Source organism: Gemmatimonas aurantiaca (assembly GCF_037190085.1).
GTDB classification, from domain to species: Bacteria; Gemmatimonadota; Gemmatimonadetes; order Gemmatimonadales; family Gemmatimonadaceae; genus Gemmatimonas; species Gemmatimonas aurantiaca_A.
In genome coordinates this window covers 475,808-500,537 of sequence record NZ_JBBCJO010000002.1, presented here as the reverse complement: position 1 = coordinate 500,537, position 24,730 = coordinate 475,808, and the positions used below count along the sequence as shown (strand labels likewise).

The following is a 24,730-nucleotide window of genomic DNA, read 5'->3' as shown; positions in this document are numbered from 1 at the left end:
ACAGGGTCAGAGGTCAGAACTCAGCCGGTCAGAACTCAGACGGAGATAGAATGATGAGAGATCAGACAACCACGAGGTCAGAGGTCTGAGCACTGACGGTCGAGGGGATCGTGCGCGCCACGAGCTGCTGGCCGGGCGCCCGCAGGGTCCCTCGGGGCGCTTCGCGCCCCGCAAACGCAACACTCTCGCGTCAGTACCCACTCCGCGGACGAAGTGCTCTGACCTCTCATCTCGTAGGTCATCTGATTTCTCATTCCTCTATCTCCGTCTCAGTTCTGACCGGCTGATCTCTGATCTCTGACCCCGTCTGAGAATCAGACCTCTGATCCCCCAACTTCTCCCTCCACACCATGCTCCTGCTCGGATCGCACTGTATCGATGCCGGCGGCATTCCGATGGCAGCCCGGCGGGCCGGGCGCGCGGGAATGCAGGCGCTGCAGATCTTCAGCGCCGTGCCCAAGTACTACAACGACAAAGTCGGCGTGAAGCCCGACCGCCTCGCCCGTTGGCAGGAGGCGCTCGGCGTGGCCGGTATCCGGCCCGAGCATGTGATCGTGCACGCGGCATATGTCATCAATTGTGCCACGCCCGACGCAGAGAAATGGGCCCGGGCTGCGGCCGGTCTGGCCAAGGAGTTCGAGCGTTCCACGCTGCTGGGGGTGGGTGGGGTGTGCTTCCATCCGGGTGCCGCCACCGACGGGGATCGTGAGACGGCGTGTGCGCGGGTGAGTGAAGCGATGCGTCGGGCGCTGGCGGCGGTGCCCGAGGGGCGGACGCGTCTGCTCATCGAGAATACCGCCGGGGCCGGAACCACCGTGGGACGCACACCCGACGAGGTGGCGGCGATGTTGCATGGCATCCCCGACGCCGATCGGCATCGTACGGGATACGGACTCGACACCTGTCATCTCTTCGCATCGGGGTTCCCGATCGCGGAGTCGCGTGCCGCGCTGACCGGTGTGCTCGATGCATTCGAGCAGGCCACCGGCGAAGTGCCGGCCTTCTTTCACCTCAACGACAGCGAAGGTGCCTGCGGGTCCAACAAGGACCGCCACCGCTGTATCGGCGAGGGATTGATCGGCACCGCGCCCTTCGGCTGGTTGCTCCAGGACCGGCGGGCCTCCGGCGTCCCGCTCATTCTCGAGACGCCGCAGGAGGTCGAAACCGTGGCCGACGACGATGACACACCCGATCCGTGGGATGTGCGATCGATCGGATTGCTGCAGACACTCGCGCGCGAAACGGCGTGAATGCCCCCGTGAATTCGCGGTGAATCCCCTCGGGAATCCCCGGCATTCCGCGTCGCGCTGCGAGTGCATTTCGTCACGCCGCCGCACAGTGCGGTGCACGCGGAAGGCTTTTTCGAGGGGGATGAGTGCGTTTCTGAGGGAAAAACGCGGAAATTTCGCGATTCCCAGAGGGAAAACGTCTCGGGCCCTATTGCGCGCGGAACCCGTGATTGTAGTTTGTGGCCGTCCGCGAAGACCGTTCCGACTTCGCGCGATCTGTCGAGAGCAGTGATTGCTCGACTCGACCCACACGGTCACCACTCAGGAGACGACATGGCTGCTGCGAAGAAGTCCGCGAAGAAGGCTGCGAAAAAAGCCGCCCCCAAGAAAGCTGCAAAGAAGGCTGCCCCGAAGAAGGCGGCGCCGAAGAAGGCTGCTGCCAAGAAGGCGCCGGCCAAGAAGGCTGCCCCGAAGAAGGCCGCCAAGAAGGCTGCGAAGCGTACGCCGAATGCGGCGTTCATGAAGGCCCTCACCCCCAGCGCCGATCTGGCCGCCGTCGTCGGTGACAAGCCGCTGCCGCGCACCGAAGTCGTGAAGAAGCTCTGGGCCTACATCAAGAAGAACGGGCTCCAGGACAAGACCAACAAGCGCAACATCAATGCCGACGACAAGCTCAAGGCCGTCTTCGGCGGCAAGAAGACCGTCAGCATGTTCGACATGACCAAGCTCGTGTCGGCGCACCTGAAGTAACCTTCGCCGGTCTTCGCCGTATGTTTGAAGGGGCGCGTCCCGCCGGGATGCGCCCCTTTAGATTTCCCACCGCTCCACGATCGACCGTTTTCCGTCACTCCATCCGCTCCGCCTGTGGCCTCGAAGAAGCCCGCGTCCGAACGTTCCAGCGAACGCACCAGTGAACGCTCCAGTGTCGCCGCCCTGCGCAGTGGCAAGGCACCCGCACGCGCGCCGGGGAGTGGCGGGGCCAGTGCGTGGGAGAACATCAAGGCGGTGCTCGTCACGGTGGCGATCTTCCTCGCCATCCGGACGTTCCTCATCGAAGCCTACCGCATTCCATCGGGCAGCATGATCCCCACCCTGCTGGTCGGGGATTGGCTCTTCGTGAACAAGCTGGCCTATGGCCCGCACGTGCCGTTCACCAGCATCAATCTGCCGGGGTACGACGAACCCGCGCGCGGCGACGTGGTCGTGTTCGTCTCCCCCACCCAGATCGATCAGCCGGAGGACCCGCACCCCACGCTGGTGAAGCGCCTGGTGGCCGTGGCCGGTGACACGATCTGGATGCGCGGCGGGCTGCTCTACGTGAATGGCATGCCGCAGCGTCAGGGCGTCGCGGCGCAGCAGAATCCCCGCGGGGACGGCGGATTCTCGCATCCGCTCTTCCAGTGGCAGCATCAGTTCGAAGTGCGCGGCACCGCCGCCGGTGACCCACCCGTCTCCCCCACGCTCGACGACTGGGGGCCGCTCGTCGTGCCCGCCGGCCATCTCTTCATGCTCGGCGACAATCGCTACGATTCGAAGGACGGTCGCTACTGGGGCATGGTGCCCCGCGAGAACGTGCGCGGCCGGCCGGTGTTCGTGTATTACTCGTACAACGCCGACGACAGCGATCGTCCGCTGCCATTCCTCACCGACATCCGGTGGGGTCGTATCGGTGATGTGATCCGCTAGACCCGTTCAGGAACGCTCATGCGCCGCCCCCGTCCGCTCGCTTTTGTCATGGCGGTCTGCCTCACCGCCGGGGTGCTGTTGTCCGCCGGGACGGCGCAGGGGCAGGGGGCCGGGGGGACCGGCACCGCCGGCAGCACCGGGACGGTGCGCACCGACACCCTCTGGTCGATGGCGCTGGGTGTGTCCAAGGCGCTCACCGTCTATCTGCCACCGTCGTACGACCGGGATCGCTCGCGACGGTATCCGGTGCTGTACTACCTGCACGGCAAGAGCGGCAACGAACGCAACTGGGTGGATGTCGGGGCACTGCATCGCACGATGGACTCTCTCGTGGCCGCCGGTGCGCCCGAAGCCATCATCGCCATGCCCGACGGCGACGACGGATGGTACACCACCTGGGGGGTGCTGCCCGATCTGGCCGCCTGCGAGCGCGATACCACGCGGCGGGAGCCGGTGTCCACGTTCTGCGTGCCGTGGACGCGCTACGACGACTACATCACCTACGACATCGTCCGCTGGATGGACGGGCATTACCGCACGCGTGGTGATCGTGCGCATCGTGGTATCGCCGGTCTGAGCATGGGCGGATATGGCGCCATCACCCTGGCGCTCGCGTATCCGCAGGTGTTCGGCGCCGCGGCGAGTCATTCCGGCGTGCTGTCGCCGCGACTGCTGCCCGATTCCGTCCAGAAGACCCGGGGCGTGCGATACGCACGGAATCGGGAGGAAACGGCGTTGGCCGCCCGCACGCTCTGGCCGCAGCAGTGGACCGCCTTCGGCCGCGACACCATTGCCTGGCGCGCCCGCGATCCGCAAACGCTCGCCGCACGACTGGCGGAGCAGGTGAAAACCGGTCGCGCTCAGTGGCCCGCGCTGCTGATCGATGTCGGTGTGAATGATCCCTGGTACGCCCAGAATGTCGACTTCGATGCCTCCCTCACGCGACTCGGCGTGCCGCACGAGTATCACGAATGGCCGGGCACGCACAACTGGGACTACTGGCGGACCCATTCCCGCGAGAGTCTGCGCTTTCTCCTCGACCGGGTGGGTCGCTAGGGCCGGTAGCACCAGGCCGGACGGGCGGCGCCTCTCCGGTGGTGGTCCCTCCGGTCGTGCGCCTCTGGGGGCACCTCTGGCGGTGCGCCCGGGACGGCGTAGCTTGCGGGGATGTCCCGGTTCTTTCCGCGCGATGTCATTCACTGGGGCGAAGAGCGGCTGCATCCGCTGCGCGCCTTCGCCATCCGTACCATCGAACCGGCCGGGATCACGGGCATCGTCCTCCGGCTGTGGCGCATGGTGCTGCTGGGCACCGATCAGTGGCTGATGTTCGTGGTCGGACTCACCGTGGCCATCCTCTTCCTCTGCGGGATGCTCACCTGGCACCTGGGCAACTTCCCGGTCAGACGCTGGCCGCTCCGGGTGCTGGCGTTCTGGCTCGTGGAAGTCGCCGTGGAGCTGGGGATGAGTTCGCTGCTCATCGCCTTCGGCCGCGAGCGCCTCGGTTCGCAACTCGCAACGTGGAGCGACTGGTGGCCGTTGGCTGCACAGACGGTGCTGCAACGTGGCGTCATCATCGTGCCGTTTGCGCTGATTCTCGCCCTCGTCGTGCAACTCGTCCGGCGCACGATCGATCAGCGGGTCGATCCACGGAGCGATCCGCATCAGGAGCCCGTCCGCTGATCTGATCCGGTGATCCGGTGATCCGGTGATCCGGTCGCGAGTCTGCTCCCGTGACCGGATGCCGATGTCGTGCGCCGGTCACTCTCACCTTCACCCGACCGTGGACATGGTTCGTACCCGCCCCACTCTGCGTCCGCCCGCGCTGCCCTTCGCGCTTCCGCTGGCTTTTGCCTGCCTCGCCGCCCCCCTCGTGTCGACGGGCCTGGGGGCGCAACCCGTCGTCACCCCCGCCACGCCCGGCGCACGAACCTCCGGGTCTTCCGCGGCCGACACCCTCCGGCCTTTTGGCACATTGCGGGAACAGGCGGCACAGCAGCAGAAGTGGCTCGAACTGCGCATGGAACGCACCCTGCCGATGCTCATGCGCCGTGAGGGTGTCGACATGTGGGTGGTGCCGATGCGCGAGTACAACGAAGACCCGCTCTTCAAGGCCATCGTATCGCCCACCACGTTTTCCGCGCGTCGCCGCACGATCTATGTGTTCTTCGATCGGGGTGGCGCGCAGGGGGTCGAACGCATCGCGCTGGGCGGGACGTCGCAGGGCAACGTGTACAAGGCCGTGCGCGCCATGAAGCCGGTGCCCGCGCCCGCCGCCGGCAGTCGCGGCAACGAGCGCCAGGCGGAGCTCTGGGGCGACGACCAGTGGAACGTGCTCAAGCAGGTCATCGAGGAGCGCAAGCCGAAGAAGATCGCCATCAACACCTCGCGCATCTTCGCCTTCTCCGACGGCCTCTCCAGCGGCGAGAAGGAAGGGATGCTCGAAGCGCTCGGTCCGCAGTGGGCGGCGAAGGTGGTGAACGCCGAGGCGCTGGCGGTGGACATGATCGCCGCGCGGCAGCCCGAAGAAGAGGCGATGTTCCGCGAGCTCAATCGGGTGGCCTGGGAGATCATCTCCGAAGCGTTCTCCAACAAGGTCATCACGCCCGGCGTGACCAAGGCCGACGACGTGCTCTGGTGGATGCGTCAGCGCGTGAACGACCTCGGACTGGGCACCTGGTTCCAGACCAGCGTGGAAGTGCAGCGGCAGTTCGGCAGTCCGGAGCTGGTGGGGGTGAATCCCACCATCCTGCCCGGCGACGTGCTGCACTGCGACTTCGGCATCACCGCGCTCGGTCTCAACACCGACACGCAGCACATGGCCTATGTGCTCAAGCCGGGCGAAACCGACGTGCCGGCGGGGCTCAAGAAGGTGCTCCTGGCGTCCAATCGTCTGCAGGACATCACCGTCGCGGAACTCCGCCCCGGTCGTACGGGCAACGAAGTGCTCGCCGCCGCGCTCAAGCGCATGCGCGACGAGAAGATCGACGGAACGCTCTACTCCCATCCCATCGGTCTCAACGGTCATGGGGCGGGCGCGCTGATCGGTCTCTGGGACTACCAGGACGGGGTGCCCGGCCGCGGCGATCACAAGATCATCCCCGGCATGTGGTATTCCATCGAACTGCAGGCCACGGCGCCGGTGCCCGAGTGGAACAACCAGCTCGTCCGGTCTGCGCAGGAAGAGGACGTGATCATCGACGCCAACGGCAAGGTCCGCTGGGCGTTCGGTCGGCAGACCACGTTCCATCTGGTGCGCTGACTAGATTCCGGTATGGCCAACAACCGTTCGCACAAGCGTCTGATCGTCGTCGGTGACCGCGTCCTCGTGAAAGTCGAGGACGGTGAACAGCGGTCGAAGGTGGGACTCTATCTGCCCCCGACTGCCGTGGACAACCAGGCGGTGCAGGGTGGGGAGATCGTCTCCACGGGTCCGGGGCTCGCGCTCCCGGACCTCGCCGATCAGGGCGACGAACCGTGGCGGATCGGGGGAGGCAACCGGGAAGCCCGTTTCGTGCCGATGCAGGCCCAGGTGGGCGACTACGCCCTGTTCTTCCGCAAGGCGGCCGTCGAGATCACCTTCGAGAACGAGCAGTATCTCGTGGTGCCGCAGGCGGCCATTCTCGCGCTGGTGCGTGAGCCGCGGGAAGACATTCCCGACTATTGATCGATTCCCCGATCGATTTCCTGACCGCGTATCAACCGGATCGGACGATGTATCCCGAACAACTGCTGATTCCCATGCGTCAGGAGCTGACGCGTCTCGGGGTCGAGGAACTGCGCTCGGCGGCCGAGGTGGATGCCCGTCTGGGCGACAACACCGGCACCGTGCTGGTGGTGGTGAACTCGGTGTGCGGCTGCGCGGCGCGGAACGCCCGGCCCGCCGTGGCGATGGCGCTGGAGCACGACGTCACGCCCGATGTCAGCGCCACCGTGTTTGCCGGCCAGGACCGCGACGCCACCGAACGGGCGCGCGAATATTTCACCGGCTATGGCCCGTCGTCGCCCAGCATTGCCCTCATGAAGGGGCAGGACGTGGTGTTCATGCTGGAGCGCCGTGACATCGAAGGGCGCAGTGCCGCGGAAATCGCCGGTGACCTGACGGCGGCGTTCGATCGGTACTGCGTGTAAGGCTGTGCAGGGCCGGCGTAGGGCGGCTGGTGCAGGCCCGCCGGCAAGGCCGGCATGACACCACCGACGCCCGATCGTCGTAGGATGCTCTGACCCCGTTCGTGTCACCCGTCTTCCGGAGCCGCTCCATGTCCCTTGGTGATTTCCTGCGCAAGCAATTCATCGACGTCATCCAGTGGACCGAATCCGGTCCGGGTGTGCTGATGTACCGCTTCCCCATGCAGGACATGGAGATCCAGAGCGGGGCGAAGCTCACGGTGCGCGAGTCGCAACTGGCGCTGTTCGTGAACGAAGGGCGCGCGGCCGATGCGTTCGGTCCGGGGCTGCACACGCTCATCACGTCCAATCTGCCCCTGCTCACGAACCTCCTGAACTGGGACAAGGCTTTCGAGTCGCCGTTCAAGAGTGACGTGTATTTCTTCTCCACGCGCGTCCAGACGGGACAGCGGTGGGGCACGCAGCAGCCCATCACCATCCGCGATCGGGAGTTCGGCGCGGTGCGTCTGCGGGCGTTCGGCATGTATGGCTTCCGCGTGACCAATCCGGCGGTGTTCCAGCAGAACGTGGGCGCCACGGATGCGGAATACACCGTGACGCAGCTCGAGCCGGCATTGCGCAACGCCATCATCGCGGGATTCACGACGGCCTTCGCGAATGCGCAGGTGCCGTTCCTGGACATGGCCGCCAATCAGGCGCAGCTCGCCACGCAGATCGCCGCGGCGGTGCAGCCGGCGTTCGAACAGCTGGGGCTCCGGCTCGAGTCGTTCACGGTGGAGAACCTCTCGCTCCCCGACGAACTGCAGAAGCGGCTCGACGAACGCATCTCGATGAACATCATCGGCGACATGCGCACGTACACGCAGTTCCAGGCGGCGCAGGCCATCCCGATCGCTGCGGCCAACGAAGGGGGCATGGCCGGTCTGGCCGCCGGCCTGGGCGCCGGGGTGGGGCTCGGTGGTGTCATCAGCAACGCCTTGACCGGTGCCGCCGGTGCCCCACAGGCGCCGGGTGTGGCCGTTCCGCCCGAACGCATGGCCGTGCCGGTGGCTCCCACCGCCGATGCGAAGTTCTGCACCAACTGCGGAACGCGACTGCCGTCCATCGCGAAGTTCTGCTCTGCCTGCGGTACGGCACAGAGCTGACCGGCTTCCCCGGAACCGCACGGGACGCGTCGGTGAAGCCTTTCGCAACCGCGATCGCAGGACAGGAGTGGGTGGTGGAGGCGTTCGGGTGTGATCCCGGGCGCCTTGCCAGCCTGCCTGCATTGCAGGCGCTGTTCGACGCGATGACCGACGAACTGTCGCTGCATCCGGTGGCACCGGCGCAGTGGCACCGGTTTCCCGCGCCAGGTGGCATCACCGGCATGGTGATGCTCGCCGAGTCGCATCTGACGGTGCACACATTTCCAGAACACGCGTCGGCCTGCATCAATCTGTTCTGCTGCACGCCACGCGCGCCGTGGAATTGGTCCGACCGACTGCACGATCTGCTCGGCGCCGACGGGGTGCTCGTGCGCGCACTGACGCGGGAGTACGTGCCCACGGGGACGGGCGCGGTCGCGGCCACCGTCGCGGCCACGGCCACGGACACGGACACAAGCGCGAGCGCGATCGCCGCGGAGTCGTCGCGATGACGGTGCCACAGCCGCACGGCGCGACCTGCCCCAACTGCGGTGCGCCGGTGCGGTTCCTCTGGGCGCAGGCCGTGCAGACCACATGTCCCTACTGCCGCTCGGTACTCGTGCGGCAGGATCTCGATCTCGCCAAGGTGGGCGAGCAGGCCGATTTTCCGGCCACCGGTTCGCCCATTCAGATCGGCACCGAAGGGCGCTGGCGTGAACGCACGTTCGTGGTGATCGGCCGCCTCACGTATGGCTGGGCGCGTGGGCGCTGGAACGAATGGCACTGCCTCATGAACGACGGACGCAGTGCGTGGCTGTCCGACGCGCAGCTCGAATACGCGATGACGGTGGAAGTGGGCGCTGGCGCCGACATGCCCGATGGGGCGCGTGTGCAGGTCGGCGAGCGCTACACCTGGGGCGACACCACGTACCAGGTCGCCACCATCACCACGGCCTTCTACCTCGGCACCGAGGGCGAACTGCCGTTCACCAGCTACGATCGCGGCACTTCACGATTCATCGATCTCACCAGCGTCGACGGTCGGTTCGCCACCATCGACGGCTCCGAACATCCCCCGCTGCTCTATCTGGGTGAATATCTCGGCTTCGACGACCTCGCGTTCCGCAATCTGCGCGAGTTCGAGGGATGGCGAGAGACATGACGATGCCCACGCCTGCCCTCCGGGTCCCCAGAGCGGCGGCACTCAACTGCAGCGCCTGTGGCGCGGCCATCGAACTGCATGCGATGGGATGGGCGGTGAGCGTGGTGTGTGCCGCATGCGGCGCCACACTCGACGCCACCGACGCCAATCTCCGCATTCTGCAGCGGGGTGGGCAGCTTCGTCTCACACCGCGGATTCCCCTGGGCACGCGCGGCACCTGGAAAGGAGCCCCGTGGGAAGTGATCGGCTGTCAGATGGTCACCATCACCGTGGACGAGGTGGACTATTCGTGGACCGAATACGTCTGCTTCAATCCGTGGCGCGGGTTCATCTATCTGTCGGAGTATCAGGGCCACTGGAACGTCATCGAGAAGTTGCGTCGGCAACCCGAACGTGAGCGTGGTGGCGCACAACCCACCGTGGACTACGGCGGGCTTACCTACAAGCATTTCCAGACGGCGCGGGCGCGCACGAGCGCGGCGCTGGGAGAGTTCCCCTGGGAATTGCAGGTCGGCGATGAGGTCATCGCGCGGGATTTCGTGTCGCCCCCGTATCTGTTGAGCGCCGAAGGGTACGATGAGGAGATCACCTGGTCGCAGGGGACGTACACACCGCCCGACGTGATCGCGAAGGCGTTCAATCTCGACCGGAACGCCCTGATCCGCCCCATCGGCGTCTTTGCCAACCAGCCCAACCCCTACGGCCACCTGCCGAAGCAGATCTTCGGGCTCTTCGCGATGTCGATGGTGGTGCTGGTGGTGATGTTCCTGGCGAACATCCTGCTGGCCAGCAATCGCACGGTGCTGAGCAGGCCCTATTCGTTCACCCGGGGCACGGAAGACCAGGCGGCGTTCGTGACGGATGTGTTCGAACTGGACGGACGTCCGTCGGTGGTGGCCATCGATATCGATTCGCCGCTCGACAACGACTGGCTCTATCTGTCGTTCGCGCTGATCAATGAAACCACGGGCGAATCGCGCGAGGCATCCCGGCAGGTGAGCTACTATCACGGCGTGGACAGCGACGGATCGTGGACCGAAGGATCGCGGCACGAAACCGTGCGACTCGCCTCGGTGCCGGCGGGGCGGTATTTCCTGCGGGTGCAGCCGGAGGGCGGTGAGCCCGCGAGGCGTGTGGTGAACTACACGTTGCGCGTGCGCCGCGATGCGCCGGTGTACGGATTCTACCTGGTGGCGTTCATCGCCCTGCTCGTTCCCGTGATCTTTGCCGTGGCCCCCTCGGTGTCGTTCGAGCGCCGGCGCTGGGCCGAGAGTGATCATGCGCCGGCCTCGAGCGACGATGACGACGACGATGATGAATAGCGTGACGGGAGGTCCGTGCTGATGGGACCGAAAGTGTATGTGGTCTGGGCCGCGCTGGTGCTCGGCCTGTTGGGCACCGCGCAGTATCGCGGGTGGTCGCTCACGCGGGCCACGGTGAGCAGGAACAATCCCAAGTCGGTGCGCGACAACCCCGGCGCGTACCGTTCCAGTTACTACGTTCCGGGGCGGACGCCCCGCGGCAAGTGAGGCGAGCGGCACATGGACACGTTCATGCAGAACCTGATCAACACGGCGGTCTACGGCCTCATCGGCGTCGTCATGTTCATCGTGGCATTCGTCATCATCGATGTGCTCACGCCCGGCAAGCTGTGGGATGAGATCGGCACGAAGCAGAACACGTCGGCGGCCATTCTCATGGGATCGGTGGCCATCGCGCTCGGCATCATCATCGCGGCGGCCATTCACTGAGCGGCGCCGGCCGCACCCGCCGGGACGTTCCTCGCGCCGCTGACTTTTTCCGAACGCCGTGCCACTCGCGCTGTTTCTTTCGGTCTGCCTGATCGCCGCCTGCGGGCTCATCTACGAGCTCGTGGCCGGTGCGCTCGCGTCGTATCTGCTGGGCGACAGCGTCACGCAGTTCTCCACCATCATCGGCACCTACCTGTTCGCGATGGGCATCGGGAGCTGGCTCTCGCGCTTCGTGGTGAAAGGCGTCGTCTCGCGGTTCGTGCAGGTGGAGTTGCTGGTGGGCGTGGTGGGCGGTCTCTCGTCGCTGCTGCTCTTTCTGTCGTTCGCGTACACCGATGCGTTCCGGCCCACGCTGTACGGCATCGTGCTGCTCATCGGCATTCTGGTGGGGCTCGAGATTCCGCTGCTGATGCGCATCCTGCGGGATCGTTTCAGTTTCAAGGACGTCGTCGCCAACGTCCTGACGTTCGACTATATCGGCGCGCTGTTCGCGTCCCTGCTGTTCCCTCTGCTGCTCGTGCCGCGGCTCGGACTCGTCCGCTCGGCGCTGCTGTTCGGTGTGATCAATGTGCTGGTGGGCCTGTGGAGCACCTGGCTCTTTCGTGACGCCCTGCCGCGGCGGCGGTCGTTGCAGATCACGGGGGTGCTGGCGCTGCTCGTGCTTGGCGGCGGACTCTGGAAGGGGCAGGCCATCACCACGCTGGCCGAAGAAGGGATGTACGCCGACCCCATCATCCTGGCCAAAGACACGAGGTACCAGCGCATCGTGCTGACCAGTTGGAAGGACGATCTGCGGCTGTACCTGAACGGACATCTGCAGTTCGCGTCGCGCGATGAATACCGCTATCACGAGGCGCTGGTGCATCCGGGGCTCGCCGCGGCGCGCGCGCGCGGACATGTGCTCGTGCTGGGTGGCGGCGACGGGTTGGCCGTGCGCGAGATTCTGCGGTACCCCGATGTGCAGCGCGTGACGCTGGTGGACCTCGACGAGGGGATGACCGCGCTCTTCCGCACGCATCCCCGGCTCACCGCGCTCAATGCCGGTTCGCTGAACGATGCCCGCGTGCAGGTGGTGAATGCCGATGCCTTCACCTGGCTGGATGCCCACGCCATGCAGTTCGATTTTGTCGTCATCGACTTCCCCGATCCGTCCAACTATCACGTGGGGAAGCTGTACACGAGCGCGTTCTACCGACTGGTCCAGCAGCACATGACACCAGGCGCGGCGCTGGTCGTGCAGAGTACGTCGCCGATGTTCGCGCGGCAGTCGTTCTGGAGCATCGTCACCACGCTGGAGGGCGCGGGGCTGCGCACGTGGCCGTATCACGTGTACGTCCCCAGCTTCGGCGAATGGGGCTTCGTGATCGCGAGCCGGGAGAGTTATGCTCCGCCGGCCAGTGTGCCCGCCGGCCTGCGGTATCTCACGGCCTCCACCATTCCGTCGTTGTTCGACTTTCCGGCGGACATGCAACGGGTGCCCGCACTTGCCAACCGGTTGAACGATCAGGTGCTCGTGCGCTACTACGAGCACGAATTCGATGCCATCAACCGTTGATCGGTGACACCCAGTCGACGGGATCTGCTCAAGTCGCTCGGCGCCGTGGTGCTGGCGCCGGCACTCGTGGGGCTGTCGCGCAAAGGGCAGGTGATCGACGGTGGCTTCGTGCCCGATGGCAGCGAACAGGGCCATGCGGTGCGTGATGAACGCTGGAAATCGTCGGCCTCGTCATCGCCATCCACGCGCGCCGAGCACCGCACCGCCGTTGCCATCGTCGGTGGTGGCATGGGCGGCCTGTCGGCGGCATGGCAACTGGACAGCCTCGGCGTATCCGATTGGGTGCTGCTCGAGATGGATGCGCATACGGGCGGCAACGCACGGTCGGCGCGTCCCGATGGGGCATCGCTGGCCGGGGCACCACAGGCGCGCGCGCCGTGGGGGGCACACTATGTGCCCGTGCCGGCGGTCGATGCGGTCCATGTGCGGCGTCTCTTCCGCGAACTGGGTGTGCTGAGTGAACACGGCGAATGGGACGAGCGCACGCTGTGTCACACGCCGCAGGAACGTCTCTGGCAACACGGGCGCTGGCACGAAGGACTCGAGCCGCTCGACGCGATCGGCGCGGCCGATCGGGCGCAGTTCGCACGATTCGATGAACGGATCGCCGAATGGCGCGCGAGCCGCATGTTCCGCGTGCCGGGCGCGATGGGCCATCGGGAGCGTCGGCGGGCCGTGGCGGCCGGTGGTGCTGCCGCGCGGACGGCGCGTGCGGTGGAAGCGCTCGACACCCTCACCGCCGATACCTGGTTGCGACAGGAGGGCTTCACGGCGCCTGCGCTGCGCTGGTGGGTGGAATACGGCACCCGCGACGATTTTGGCGCCTCACTCACGCAGGCCAGCGCGTGGGCAGCGGTGCACTACTTCGCGGCGCGTGACAACGACGAACACGGACCGCTCACCTGGCCAGAAGGCAATGACTTCATCGCACAGGCGCTCACGGCTCGGCTGAATGCCCGCACGACACGCCAAGGCACACCTCGCATTCGCACCGGCCAGACCGTGTGGCAACTGTCGCGTTCCGGAAACCGCTGGATCGTGGACACACCCGACCGACGCATCGTCGCCGATGCGGTCATCTGGGCGGCACCGCTGTTCGTGCTGCCGCGTGTGTATCGCGACGCATCCATGCGGGTGCCGGTGACACTCGATCACGCGCCGTGGGTGGTGGCCAACATCGTCCTGCACCGGTGGCCCGACGAACGCGGGGCGCCCCTGGCCTGGGACAACGTCCTCTACGACAGTCCCTCGCTGGGATACGTGAACGCCGGTCATCAATTGCTCGGTCACCCCTCGCTGCCGGCCGTATGGACATGGTATCATGCCGTGGTCGATCGGCCATCCGCGGAGGGTCGGCAGTGGTTGCTGCAACGTCCCTGGAGTGCGTGGCGTGATGAGATCGTGAACGATCTGTCGCGTGCGCACCCCGATATCGCGTCCTGCATCAGCCGCATCGACATCATGCGCTGGGGGCATGCGATGGCGCGTCCGGTGCCCGGGGTGCTGGAACGCGTGGACGTGTTGCAGCGTTGGCAACCGGCGCCGGGACTGTTTCCGGCCCACGCCGATCTGAGTGGCATGAGTCTGTTCGAGGAAGCACAGTGGCATGGCATCGCGGCAGCGGAGCGTGCGGCTGAACTGGTCGGACGGAGTGGCAGCGGCCGCGCACCCGTCGCACGGGAGGAGCTGGAGACACGATGAACACCGACGCATTGCAGTGGGCCGAACCGGCGCCTTCGTTGGCGCGCGCGGTGGCCGCGGAGTTCCGTCTCCTCAGTGAGATCGGTCGCGGTGGCATGGGGGTCGTGTATCTCGCCGAAGACACGCGTCTGTTGCGTCGCGTGGCCATCAAGACGCTGCTGCCGCATCTCGCCAGCGATGCGCTCGTGCGCGAGCGGTTCGTGCGGGAGTCGCGCACCGCCGCCGGACTTTCGCATCCGGGCATCGTGCCGATCTATGCCGCCGCCGAGCAGGCGGGGGTCGTGTATTTCGTGATGGGCTATGTGCAGGGCGAGTCGCTGGCCGATCGCTTGCTGCGCACCGGTCCGCTCGATACCCGTGAAGCGCTGACGATCGCGCGCCAGGTGGCCGAGGCGCTGGGATTTGCGCACGCCGCGGGTGTGGTGCATCGGGACATCAAAGCCGAGAACGTGCTCGTCGATGCCACGGGGCGCGCCGTCATCACCGATTTCGGGATCGCCCGCGTGGGAGAGGCGCAGCCGCTCACCGCCACGGGTACGGTGCTGGGGTCGGTGTATTACATGAGCCCCGAACAGGTGACGGGTGAGGCGCTCGACGGCCGCAGTGACCTCTATGCGCTGGGTGTGCTGCTCTATCACCTGCTCACGGGGCGGTATCCGTACGAGCGTGCGCAGGCGTCTGCGGTGCTGGTGGCGCATGTGACGGTACCGGTGCCGAGTCTGGCGGACCACCTGCCCGATGTGGACCCGGCGCTCGATGCACTGGTGCAGCGCATGCTGGCCAAGTCGCTGGCCGATCGCACCGCGTCGACATCGGTGCTGCTGCGGCAGGTCGACGAACTGTTGCGCGGACTCCCATCGACCGATGCCGGCGCGCCGGTGCGGCCTGTGGCGGTGGCGGCGATGCCGACCGTGGTGCCAGCGGCGATGCCGACGGCGGTACCGGCGGGGATGCCGGCCGCGTCATCGTCCGCTGCGGTGTCCACGCCGAGCGACGGCACGCTGTCGTCCGACGAAGCCCGCCAGATCTGGGAGCGTGCCGCGGAGTTGCAGGCGCACACCGGCGTGATCGTGCCACCGCCGGCGTTTGCGCTGCGCACCCCGGATGCCGCCGAACCGCTCACCCGCGGTTATGCGGCCGTGGTGGTGAAGGATGCGGCGGTGGAAGCGGGTATCGATGCGCGATACGTGGAGCGTGCACTTTCGGAGCGTGCGGTCGCGCAGGCCCAGGCAGAGCAGCAGGCGCTCGCGGAACGCGTCCCGATCGAACTGCGTGTGGGTGAATTTCAGCGCTCGGCACCCAGCCGATGGATGGGCGCGTACAACAAACTCGAATTCGAAGCGACCCTCGACGGTGAAGTGCCGCTCGAGTTCTTCGACGAACTCGCCGACGAGGCCCGTCGTGCACTCGGTGAACTCGTGAACATCAGTGCGGTGGGGCGCACACTGTCCATCACCACCGGCGGCTCGCGCCAGCGAGGCGGCAGCATGCCCCGGATGGCGCAGATCCAGGTGTCCGTGCGCAACGGCCGCACGTTGATCCGCGCATTCGAGGACCTCACGCAGATGTCGGGAGGATTGTTCGGCGGCGTGGGATTCGGCGCTGGCATGGGTCTGAGCCCGCTGATGTTCGGTGTGGTGCTCAAGGCCACGCATGAACCCATGCTGGCCGGGCTCGGGGTGCTGGCCACGTTTCTCACGGCGCAGATCACGGCCCGCACGATCTTCACGCGAGCATCCCGCAAGCGCGAGAAATCGCTGCGGGAGCTCGTCGAACGGCTCGCACGCCTCGCGCAGACGGAACTCGCGAACAAAAAACTGCGCCCCTGACTCGTTGGAGTCAGAGGCGCAGGAGAGCGTGATGCGACAGGCCGCTACTTGCGGTTCACCCAGGTCAGCATCTCGCGGAATGTCGGACGCTTGCCGTACATGAGCAGCCCCACGCGATAGATCCGGCCGGCGAACCAGGTCGTGAACACGGCGCCGAGCGCCACGGACACGAGCGACAGCACGATCTGCGACGTCGGCACCGGCGCCACCGTCATGCGCAGCGGCATCACGATCGGCGCGCTGAAGGGCAGCGTGGACAGGATGCGTGACAGCGCCCCATCGGGCTGCATGAGCACGTTCTGGACGAACATCACACTGGTCACGAGCAGCAGCACCACGGGCATCTGCGCCTGCTGCGCTTCCTGTTCGCTGTTGATCGTGGAGCCCACGGCGGCGAAGAGACCGGCATAGAACATGAAGCCCAGCACGAAGAACCCGAGCAGCGTGAACGCCGTGGTGAAGCCCACGTCGGGAATGGCCAGCGGCGTGCTGGCGGCGCCCAGCGAGGCCAGGATCGGCGCCCGCAACTGGTACATGAGCACACTCATGACCATCCACAGCACGATCTGCGTGAGCCCCACGCCACCCACGCCCACCACTTTGCCGGCCAGCAACCGGGTGGCCGGAATGCTGGCCACCACCACCTCGGCCACCCGGGTCTGCTTCTCCTCCAGCACCCCGCGCAGCACGTTGAGGCCGTAGATGAAGATCGTCATGTAGAGCGTGAGGGCCACCGCCAGCCCCACGAAGAAATTGAGCTGACCCGAGCCGCCGCGTCCCTGCTTCGTCAGCCGCTCCGTGGCGATGGTGGCCGAGACGCCGGTGAGCGCACGACCCACATCGGGATCCACACCCGCCTGCTCCAGACGCAGCGAGAAGAGTTCGCGCTGCAGCGCCCGTTCGAGCCGCTGCATGTCGAAGAGTGCGGTGGTGTTGCTGCCCGCATAGCGCGCCCGCCCGCTGGTGAGCGACAGACTGTCGATCACCAGATACCCCTTCGCCCGTTCGCTCATCACTTCGCGCGTGGCCAGCGATTCGGCGGCGGCGATGCCGGCACCGGTCACCTGGTTCACCCGCGGCGCATGATCGCCCGCCGTCACTCCTCCGGCGATCTGCGTGGACACCCGCGAGCCGAGATCGGAGCCCGTGGCGTCGATGATGATGATGTTGGTGGCGTCGGCCGCGCCCTTGTCCTTCGAGGCGATCAGCGCCGGCAGGATCATGAGAGTGCCGAACAGCAGTGGGCCGAACAGCGTGGCCACGAGAAACCATCGGGTGCGGACACGCTCCAGGTACTCACGGCGGACGACCGCCAGAAACTTGCGATCAACCATGGCCGCTCATCCCCGCTTCGACGTGGGTGGCCCCGACTTTCTCGAGGAAGATGCGGTGCAGTGAAGGACGGACCCGCTCGAACCGTTCGATGGACGCGCCGGTCTGCACCAGCGCGGTGAGCAATGCCGAGGGTTGCACCTCGTCCGGCAATTCCAGTTCGAGATACCGATGGGAGTCGTCGCGCCGCGTCACCCATGCCGGATCGTTCAGGATGGCCTCCGTGGCCGCCGATGGCGCCCCGTCGAATGCCAGCGCCACGAACCGTCCGCCGTGGGCATCCCGCACCTCGCCGATCGTGCCATCGAGCACTTTTTCGCCCGCCGCGATGATGCAGACGGCATCGCACAGGCGTTCGGCGTTGTCCATGAGATGCGTGCTGAAGATGATCGTGCGCCCCTGACGACGGAGATCCACCACCGTATCCTTGAGCGCCTGCGCATTGATCGGATCGAGACCGCTGAAGGGTTCGTCCAGGATGACCAGTTCGGGATCGTGCAGCAGGGCACCGATGAACTGCACTTTCTGCTGCATGCCACGCGAGAGTTCGTCCACCTTGCTCGTGCCCCAGTCGGCGCCATTGCCCTTCAGGGACAGGCGCTCCAGCCAGGCATCGATGCGGCGGTCGAGATCGCGGCCGGACAGCCCCTTCAGCTCCCCGAGGAACCGCAGGACCCGACGCACCTGCATCTTGCGATACAGTCCGCGTTCTTCGGGGAGATAGCCGATGCGATCGACGATGGAGGGATCGTGACTGGGGGCACCGAGGACGGAAATGGAGCCCGTATCGGGTGCGATGATGTTCAGCAGCATGCGGATGGTGGTGGTCTTGCCGGCACCGTTGGGGCCGAGCAGACCATACACCGTGCCGCGGGGGACACGAAGCGAGAGTGTCCGCACCGCAATGTGGTGCGCATACCGCTTCGAGATGCCCGAGACTTCTATGGCAGGGGAGGACATGCGATCGAGGGCAAATATCCGTTGCACAAGGACCTGACGTGCAGATTCCGGAAAGGCGGTGGACCAATCCGGGGCGTCGGTCGGATTCCGGGAATGTAGGCGTCGAGCAGCGAATTGCCTCTTCTCACGGTGAAAGCGATCATTTCTGCATGCGTTCAGGTCGATGGATCCCGTCACCGCTGGAACCGGGGAAACTGGCGATACTCGCGCTGGTGTTCTTCATCTCGCATGCGGCGTCCCTGGCGCTCATTCGATACGGGGGACCCCTGGCGCCGGCGTGGCCACCGGCCGGTGTGGCCGTTGCGGCGCTGCTGGTGTTGCCCCGCTCCCATCGCCCGCTGGTGTTCATCGGCTATGTGGTGCTCGACACATTGTCGAATCTGCTGCAGGGGTACGCCACCGGGGTGGGATTGATGTTTCTGGTGGCCAGCCTGTCGGAGCTGGCGCTGATCGATCTCCTGCTGCGCCGCTGCACCGATCGACCGCTCCGGTTTGCCCGTCTTGGGGAGGTGCCACTCTTTCTGGCGGTGGTGAGTGTCGCGACGGCCATCGCCAGTGTGCCGGCCGGCATCGTGGCACAGTGGGCGGACGGCAGCACCATCCTGCGTGGTGGGGTGGTGTGGTGGATCGGCGACATGCTCGCCTATGCCGTCGTCACGCCGCTGGTGGTCCTGAGCTTCTACCCGCCGCGTTTTCCCATCCGCCGCTGGACCGTGGCTCGCCTGCTCGAGGCATCGGCACTGGCCGCGATCTCCATGGCCATGGCGGTCTTCGCGTTTCGTGGCACGCGTCTCATCGGACCGCTGCAGGCTCAGCCCTACATGCTCATTCTGCCCGTACTCCTGGTGACGCTGCGGTTCGGTCAGCTCGGGACGCTGTGGACGGTGCTGGGCATCGGTATTACGGGCGTGCTGTTGCTGATCGACAATCAACCCGCGGTGCTGTCGATCTCGGCGGGGGGCGACGCACTGACCATTCATCAGACCTTTCTGGGTATTCAGGCCGTCGTGGCACTCGTGCTCTCCACGGCGCTGCGCGAGCAGGAAGAAACCGCCGTGGAGCATGCGCGCACGGTGGAAGCGCTCACGGCCAGCGAACAACGGCTCCGACAGAGTCAGAAGATGGAGGCCATCGGGCAACTCGCCGGTGGTATCGCGCACGACTTCAACAACGTGCTGGCCGCGATTCTGATGCAACTCGAGGAACTGCGGTTGGTGCGCGATCTGCCGCGGGTCGGACGGGAATTGCTCGTGGACGTGGAAACGGCCGTGCAACGGGCCGCACGCCTCACCCGCCAGTTGCTGGTGTTCAGCCGGCAGCAGGCCATGCAGCCCAGGGTGCTCGATCTCAATGTCCTCGTGCGCAGTCACGTGCGACTGCTGCGACGGGTGGTGCCGAGTTCGTACTCCCTCGTGGTGTCGTCGGCCCCCGCTCCGCTGGTGGTGGAAGTGGACGGTGGCATGATCGAACAGGTGCTGATGAACCTCGTGCTCAATGCGCGTGATGCGCAGCAGGGCGGCGGGGCGATCGTCATCACCATGATGCCGCGCACCCTGCCGCCCGATTCGCCCAGCGGTCTGCCGCCCGGCAACTACGCCGTGCTCAGCGTGCGCGACACCGGCAGCGGTATTCCCGAGGATCATCTGCCGCGTCTCTTCGAGCCGTTTTTCACCACCAAACCCACGGGGCAGGGCACCGGCCTCGGACTGGCGACCGTGTACGGCATCGTGCAGCAGCATGGTGGCACCGTGCGGGTGGAGACGACGCTCGGGCTTGGCACGACGATGGAGGTATGGCTGCCGGCAAGTACCGAGGCGCTTCCCGAGCAGGCCACGGGCGCGACGGACGACCTCTCTCCCGATTCGGGTGAACACCGGGCTCCCGGCACCATCCTGCTCGTGGAAGACGAGCCGACGGTCCAGCGTCTGCTGCAGCGTGTGCTGCAGCGCGAGGGGTATCAGGTCCACGTCTGCTCGAGTGGCCGGGATGCGCTCGAACTCTGGCCGCATATCGGGGCCACCATCGACATGGTCATCACCGATCTGGTGATGCCCGGTGGTGTGAGCGGCACACAACTGGCCCGGGAGCTGCACCGGCTCGATCCGTCGCTGCCCATCGTCTTCACCAGCGGCTACGACCCGGAGTTCGATACCTCCGACGTCACCATGATTCCCGGCGAGAATTTTGTCCCCAAGCCGGCCCGGAGCGAGGAACTGCTGTCGGTGGTTCGGCTTCGGCTGGGACGGCGGGAACCCGCCGCGGAGACGGAATGACCCGCCCCCCTGCGAACGGGGCGTCCATGGTGCATATCTTTCAGGAATATTCCGCGGCGGCTCCCCGCAGCGCCGACGCTGCCGGTACCGTATGGCTGACGTTCCATCACGGATCTCCCATCACGGATTTCCATCGCGGAAATCCATCACGGATCTCCCCACCATCCTTCCCATGCTCCGTCGACTGCTCTCTTCCACCGCGATCGTCTGCGCTGCCACCACGATCGCCGTGAGCGCTGCCGTGGCCGCGCCACGTCTCTTCGCCGACCTCTCGGGCAAGTGGAATGTGAACATCGCCACCCCCGATCAGGCCCGCACGTCGCTCATGACCCTCACGCAGAAGGGTGACTCCATCAGCGGCACCACCGAATCCGAACTCGGAGTCGCCCCGGTGAAGGGCGTGGTGAAGGGCGACTCCGTCCTCTTCGGCTTTGCCCTCGACATGGGCGGTCAGCAGATCGTCATCAATGGCGCGGCCGTGATGAAGGGCGAGCACAACATGGAAGGCCTGCTGGATGTCTCGGGCATGGGCGCCTTCCCGTTCAGCGCCGCTCGCCAGCCCTGACGCCCAGGTCGCGGTACCGCTCCACCAGCCGGACGAACTCGGCGCGGTATCCGCCCTCATCCTCTCCCAGCGCCGCGCGGGCCTGCTCCAGCACCTGCGCGGCGCTGGTGTTTCCCTTGTACGGCGAGTCGCGCAGCAGCATGCCGAAGGCCGCCACACTGCTGGCAAACCGCATGTCGGTGCTGCCGCGTCCGGTCTGTGCTTTCACCGGCTGTGTGAGCAGGCGGCTGGTCGATTCGCCGGGGCGCTTGTAGCGCAGATTCACGAACAGCAGCTCGCCGTCGTTGGCCGGTGTGCGCGGGGCGGCTTCGGGCTGTTCATACCGCCGCGCTTCCGACTCCGGGAGTGAGATGGTCCCGCTCACGCCCACGGGAACGATCTCGTACAGCGCGGTCACCTGGTGACCGGCGCCGAGGTCGCCGGCATCCTTGCGATCGTCGGTGAAATCCTCGTTGCGCAGCAGCCGGTCCTCGTAGCCGATCAGGCGATAGGCCTGTACCCGGCGCGGATTGAACTCGATCTGCAGCTTCACGTCGTTGGCCACGGTGAGCAGCGTCGCGCCCATCTCCCGCACGAGCATCTTGCGGGCTTCGTCGATGCCGTCCACGTAGGCGTAGTTGCCGTTCCCGCGCTTGGCGAGCTTCTCCATCTTCGCGTCCTGATAGTTCCCGGTGCCGAAGCCCAGAATGGTCAGGTACGTGTCCTCAGTGCGGCGGCGCTCGATGAGACGTTCGAGTTCACCGTCGCTGCTCACCCCCACGTTGAAGTCGCCATCGGTGGCGAGGATCACGCGGTTGTTGCCCTGCTCCAGGAAGTGTTCGCGCGCCGTGCGATAGGCGAGTTCGATGCCCGCGCCACCGGCGGTGGATCCACCGGCTTCGAGACGATCGATGGCCTGCATGATGCGCTCCTTCTCGTCTCCGCTGGTGCTGGGCAGTACGAGTCCGGCCGCACCGGCATAGGTGACGATGGCGACCCGATCCTGCGGACGGAGCTGGTTCACCAGCAACTGCAGCGAGGATTTCACCAGCGGCAGTTTGTCGGGCGACATCATCGAGCCGGAAACATCGATGAGGAAGACGAGATTGTTCGGCGGCAGCGCTTCCGTCGCGATGCGCTTCGACTGCAGCGCGATGCGCACGAGCTGGTGCCGGGGTTGCCACGGTGCGGCCGTCACTTCGGTGGTGATGGCCACCGGATCGTTGCCCCGCGGTTCACGCAACTCGTACGGGAAGTAGTTGATCAACTCCTCGATGCGCACGGCATCGGCGGGCGGACGCTGTCCACGCTGCAGGAAACGACGCACGTTGCCGTATGAGGCCCGGTCCACGTCGATGGAGAACGTGGAGAGGGGATTGTTGCTCACGCCGAGGAACGGGTTGTCCTCGATGCGGTCGTATTGTTCACGGTTGCCCGGCTGGCCCGGGTAGGGACGTGGCGGGCGTGCGGCATCCGTGCCGTTCATCGCCGCATCCGCTGCGGCGCGACGACGGGGGGCGGTCATCTCGATCCCGCGCGCGACGCCACCCATCACGCCATAGGCGGGAGACGGAGCCGTGGCGGACGGTGCGACCGGAGGCGCGGCGGCCGTGGCCACAGCCGACAGGCGGGCGGTCTCCTTGCGCACGGGTTCCGCTGCGGTCACCACCCCGCTCAGTGTCATCGTCGCGCGCGTCAGGCGCACGGTGACCCGCACGGTGTCGCTCTGGACGGTATGCTGGGTCGTGGCAATTTCGTATCCGATGCTGTAGGTACGAATGCTCAGGACCGTGTTGGGGACGAGCCGGTCGAACGTCACCGAGAATCGACCCAGCAGGTCCGCCGCCGTCGACTGCGTGAGCAGCGCGCGGCCGCCGCCCTGCGCCGCCGTGATCTGCACGCGCGCCTGCTGGAGTGCCTGCGCGGTCGAGGCATCCACGACGGTACCGGTCACGACCACGCGTCGTGGTGCGGCGTCTGCGGTTCCGACGTCCGTTGCCACGGGCACGGCGGTCGCGGACGACATGGCGAGCGGCGCCCGCGCCAGGGCAGCGGCGGGGGCAGGTGCAGCCGCTGGGGCGACCACTGGCGGCGGCGCCGCTGGTGAGGCTTCGGCCACGGCTGCGGCCCGGCGTTCGTTGCGCGGTTTGTCTCGCGGTTCGTCCCGACGCGCGGCCAGATCACCGGTGACCGCGACAGGGGATGGTGCGGAAGCCGCTGGCGCAGGTGCTGGAACCACCAGGCGCGCCACGGCGGGCGACTCCGACGAGGCTACGGGCGGCGCCACGGGGGCTGCCATGGGTGTTGCCACGGGCGGCGTCGCCGACGGCGCCACCACCGGCTCCTCCGCCTTCTTCGCGATCTGCGGGGAAGCACCCTCAGTCGTGTCGTTCGCGAGCTCCTTGCCACCTCGCAGCCACACCGTGCTGCCGAGACCGAGCACCAGCACGGCCGCCGCCGCGGCGGAATACCACCACGGCCGGATGCCGCGTCGCGTGCCCGCGTTGCGCGCCCGGGTGTTCAGGGGCACCACATCCCGCGGTACATCTGGCGGTACATCCGGCACCGCATCCGCGATACGCGCTGCCGTGCGCGCGGCGTCTTCGGCAGGAACGACACCCGCCGGTGTCACGTCGAGCGCGGCGAGAATCCGCGAACTCCCGGCCATCAGCCCGCGTGCTTCGGCCACCAGGGCCGCACACGATGCGCAGCCGTCCACATGCGCCGCCACCACTGCGGCCGCGTCCACATCGAACGCGTCGTCGAGCCAGGCGTGCACCGTGCCTTCTTCGAGATGCCCGTCCGCCGTGAATTCCGGCAGCAACCGTTCGTCGGGCATGATGAATTCCTCACGCGACATCGGATCCCTCCCGCGCAGCCTGTTCCCGCTGCAGCGATTCGTAAACGTCCACCAGGCGACGACGGGCCCGCGACAGTGTGGTGCCCACACTGCCGACACTGAGTCCCAGCGCCGCGGCGATTTCGTGATAGTCGAGCCCTTCTTCGCGCAGGAGCAGCGCCATGCGATCGCGTTCGGCCAGTGCGTCCACCGCCGACCGGGCCAGCGCCTGTTCGCGCAGGGCTGTCTCTTCTTCGTCCACCTGTCGCTCGAGGCGGAGTACGTCGGGCTCCTCGTCCGCGTCGTGCTGCAGCTCCCCGCGCAGCCGCGACAGGCGCCGCCGCTCGCGGACCGCGCGACGGGCTTCGTCGCGCATGAGGTTGGTGGCCACGGCGAAGAGCCAGGCGCGTTCCTTCGCCACGGGCCCGTGACGCAGTGCGCGCATGAAGGTCTCCTGGGCCAGCTCCTCGGCGAGATCACGGTCACCCAGCCGGCGCGTCAGATAGCGCACGACCGGGGCGTGATACTCCCGGAACAACCGTTCGAGATCGTCCATTGTGAGAATGGGATGAGGCGTTCCGCGACCCGATCGAGGGTCGCTGTCCGGAGACGCCATCGTG

23 protein-coding genes are annotated in these 24,730 nt (G+C 66.6%); 19 read left to right on the top strand and 4 right to left on the bottom strand.

All coding sequences use genetic code 11. The features are described from left to right. The first annotated feature begins 350 nt into the window (after positions 1-350). From WG208_RS03810 to WG208_RS03730, 17 genes are all read left to right on the top strand, one after another. Positions 351-1,250, top strand: a complete 900-nt coding sequence (locus tag WG208_RS03810; protein ID WP_337169995.1) for a deoxyribonuclease IV — start codon at positions 351-353, stop codon at positions 1,248-1,250. Between the two features lie 312 nt (positions 1,251-1,562). Next, complete coding sequence (locus WG208_RS03805; protein ID WP_337169994.1) at positions 1,563-1,979, top strand: SWIB/MDM2 domain-containing protein; 417 nt, start codon at positions 1,563-1,565, stop codon at positions 1,977-1,979. Positions 1,980-2,093: 114 nt separating this feature from the next. Further along, positions 2,094-2,915, top strand: coding sequence for a signal peptidase I (gene lepB / locus WG208_RS03800; protein WP_337169993.1), 822 nt, complete (start codon positions 2,094-2,096; stop codon positions 2,913-2,915). An 18-nt stretch (positions 2,916-2,933) separates the two neighbouring features. Beyond that, positions 2,934-3,971, top strand: coding sequence for an alpha/beta hydrolase family protein (locus WG208_RS03795; RefSeq protein WP_337169992.1), 1,038 nt, complete (start codon positions 2,934-2,936; stop codon positions 3,969-3,971). Between the two features lie 111 nt (positions 3,972-4,082). Next, positions 4,083-4,595: a hypothetical protein gene (locus WG208_RS03790; protein ID WP_337169991.1), complete on the top strand. Its 513-nt coding sequence runs from the start codon at positions 4,083-4,085 to the stop codon at positions 4,593-4,595. A gap of 106 nt (positions 4,596-4,701) precedes the next feature. Then, complete coding sequence (locus WG208_RS03785; RefSeq protein WP_337169990.1) at positions 4,702-6,174, top strand: M24 family metallopeptidase; 1,473 nt, start codon at positions 4,702-4,704, stop codon at positions 6,172-6,174. Between the two features lie 12 nt (positions 6,175-6,186). Further along, a complete protein-coding gene (locus tag WG208_RS03780; RefSeq protein ID WP_337169989.1) occupies positions 6,187-6,579 on the top strand; it encodes a co-chaperone GroES family protein in 393 nt (130 codons plus the stop codon). A 47-nt stretch (positions 6,580-6,626) separates the two neighbouring features. Next, a complete protein-coding gene (locus WG208_RS03775) occupies positions 6,627-7,043 on the top strand; it encodes a BrxA/BrxB family bacilliredoxin (RefSeq protein ID WP_337169988.1) in 417 nt (138 codons plus the stop codon). Between the two features lie 128 nt (positions 7,044-7,171). Beyond that, entirely contained in the window at positions 7,172-8,185 is a 1,014-nt protein-coding gene (locus tag WG208_RS03770) for an SPFH domain-containing protein (RefSeq protein ID WP_337169987.1), read from the top strand. Positions 8,186-8,217: 32 nt separating this feature from the next. Beyond that, positions 8,218-8,676 (top strand): S-adenosylmethionine decarboxylase, encoded by a 459-nt coding sequence (locus WG208_RS03765; protein ID WP_337169986.1) that lies wholly within the window; start codon positions 8,218-8,220, stop codon positions 8,674-8,676. Next, positions 8,673-9,326: a DUF4178 domain-containing protein gene (locus tag WG208_RS03760; RefSeq protein ID WP_337169985.1), complete on the top strand. Its 654-nt coding sequence runs from the start codon at positions 8,673-8,675 to the stop codon at positions 9,324-9,326. The genes WG208_RS03765 and WG208_RS03760 overlap by 4 nt, the downstream gene beginning before the upstream one ends. A gap of 2 nt (positions 9,327-9,328) precedes the next feature. Further along, positions 9,329-10,648: a DUF4178 domain-containing protein gene (locus tag WG208_RS03755; protein ID WP_337169984.1), complete on the top strand. Its 1,320-nt coding sequence runs from the start codon at positions 9,329-9,331 to the stop codon at positions 10,646-10,648. A gap of 21 nt (positions 10,649-10,669) precedes the next feature. Next, complete coding sequence (locus WG208_RS03750) at positions 10,670-10,855, top strand: hypothetical protein (protein ID WP_337169983.1); 186 nt, start codon at positions 10,670-10,672, stop codon at positions 10,853-10,855. Positions 10,856-10,867: 12 nt separating this feature from the next. Next, complete coding sequence (locus tag WG208_RS03745) at positions 10,868-11,077, top strand: DUF350 domain-containing protein (protein ID WP_337169982.1); 210 nt, start codon at positions 10,868-10,870, stop codon at positions 11,075-11,077. 58 nt (positions 11,078-11,135) lie between these two features. Beyond that, the gene (locus WG208_RS03740) at positions 11,136-12,632 is read left to right on the top strand and encodes a polyamine aminopropyltransferase (protein ID WP_337169981.1); all 1,497 of its coding nucleotides are present in this window, start codon (positions 11,136-11,138) and stop codon (positions 12,630-12,632) included. 3 nt (positions 12,633-12,635) lie between these two features. Continuing rightward, positions 12,636-14,333, top strand: a complete 1,698-nt coding sequence (locus WG208_RS03735; protein ID WP_337169980.1) for an NAD(P)-binding protein — start codon at positions 12,636-12,638, stop codon at positions 14,331-14,333. Next, positions 14,330-16,162, top strand: a complete 1,833-nt coding sequence (locus tag WG208_RS03730) for a serine/threonine-protein kinase (protein ID WP_337169979.1) — start codon at positions 14,330-14,332, stop codon at positions 16,160-16,162. Before WG208_RS03735 ends, WG208_RS03730 begins: the two co-directional genes overlap by 4 nt. A 44-nt stretch (positions 16,163-16,206) precedes the next feature. Here the strand turns inward: WG208_RS03730 and WG208_RS03725 are convergent, their stop codons facing one another. Together WG208_RS03725 and WG208_RS03720 are read right to left on the bottom strand one after the other, a co-directional pair. Next, a complete protein-coding gene (locus WG208_RS03725; RefSeq protein WP_337169978.1) occupies positions 16,207-17,496 on the bottom strand; it encodes an ABC transporter permease in 1,290 nt (429 codons plus the stop codon). Further along, positions 17,489-18,454 (bottom strand): ATP-binding cassette domain-containing protein, encoded by a 966-nt coding sequence (locus WG208_RS03720; RefSeq protein ID WP_337169977.1) that lies wholly within the window; start codon positions 18,452-18,454, stop codon positions 17,489-17,491. The genes WG208_RS03725 and WG208_RS03720 overlap by 8 nt, the downstream gene beginning before the upstream one ends. Before the next feature lie 149 nt (positions 18,455-18,603). On the opposite strand from WG208_RS03720, the gene WG208_RS03715 reads away from it, so the two are divergent. Both WG208_RS03715 and WG208_RS03710 read left to right on the top strand, forming a co-directional pair. Then, positions 18,604-20,727, top strand: coding sequence for an MASE1 domain-containing protein (locus tag WG208_RS03715; protein ID WP_337169976.1), 2,124 nt, complete (start codon positions 18,604-18,606; stop codon positions 20,725-20,727). Between the two features lie 172 nt (positions 20,728-20,899). Beyond that, positions 20,900-21,292 carry a hypothetical protein gene (locus WG208_RS03710; RefSeq protein ID WP_337169975.1) on the top strand — a complete coding sequence of 131 codons (393 nt, stop codon included), beginning with the start codon at positions 20,900-20,902 and terminating at the stop codon, positions 21,290-21,292. On the opposite strand, the gene WG208_RS03705 is transcribed toward WG208_RS03710, so the two are convergent. Both WG208_RS03705 and WG208_RS03700 read right to left on the bottom strand, forming a co-directional pair. Beyond that, positions 21,270-24,131, bottom strand: coding sequence for a VWA domain-containing protein (locus WG208_RS03705; protein WP_337169974.1), 2,862 nt, complete (start codon positions 24,129-24,131; stop codon positions 21,270-21,272). The two genes, WG208_RS03710 and WG208_RS03705, sit on opposite strands and share 23 nt — an antisense overlap. After that, entirely contained in the window at positions 24,121-24,666 is a 546-nt protein-coding gene (locus WG208_RS03700; RefSeq protein WP_337169973.1) for a sigma-70 family RNA polymerase sigma factor, read from the bottom strand. Before WG208_RS03700 ends, WG208_RS03705 begins: the two co-directional genes overlap by 11 nt. Positions 24,667-24,730: the final 64 nt, after the last annotated feature.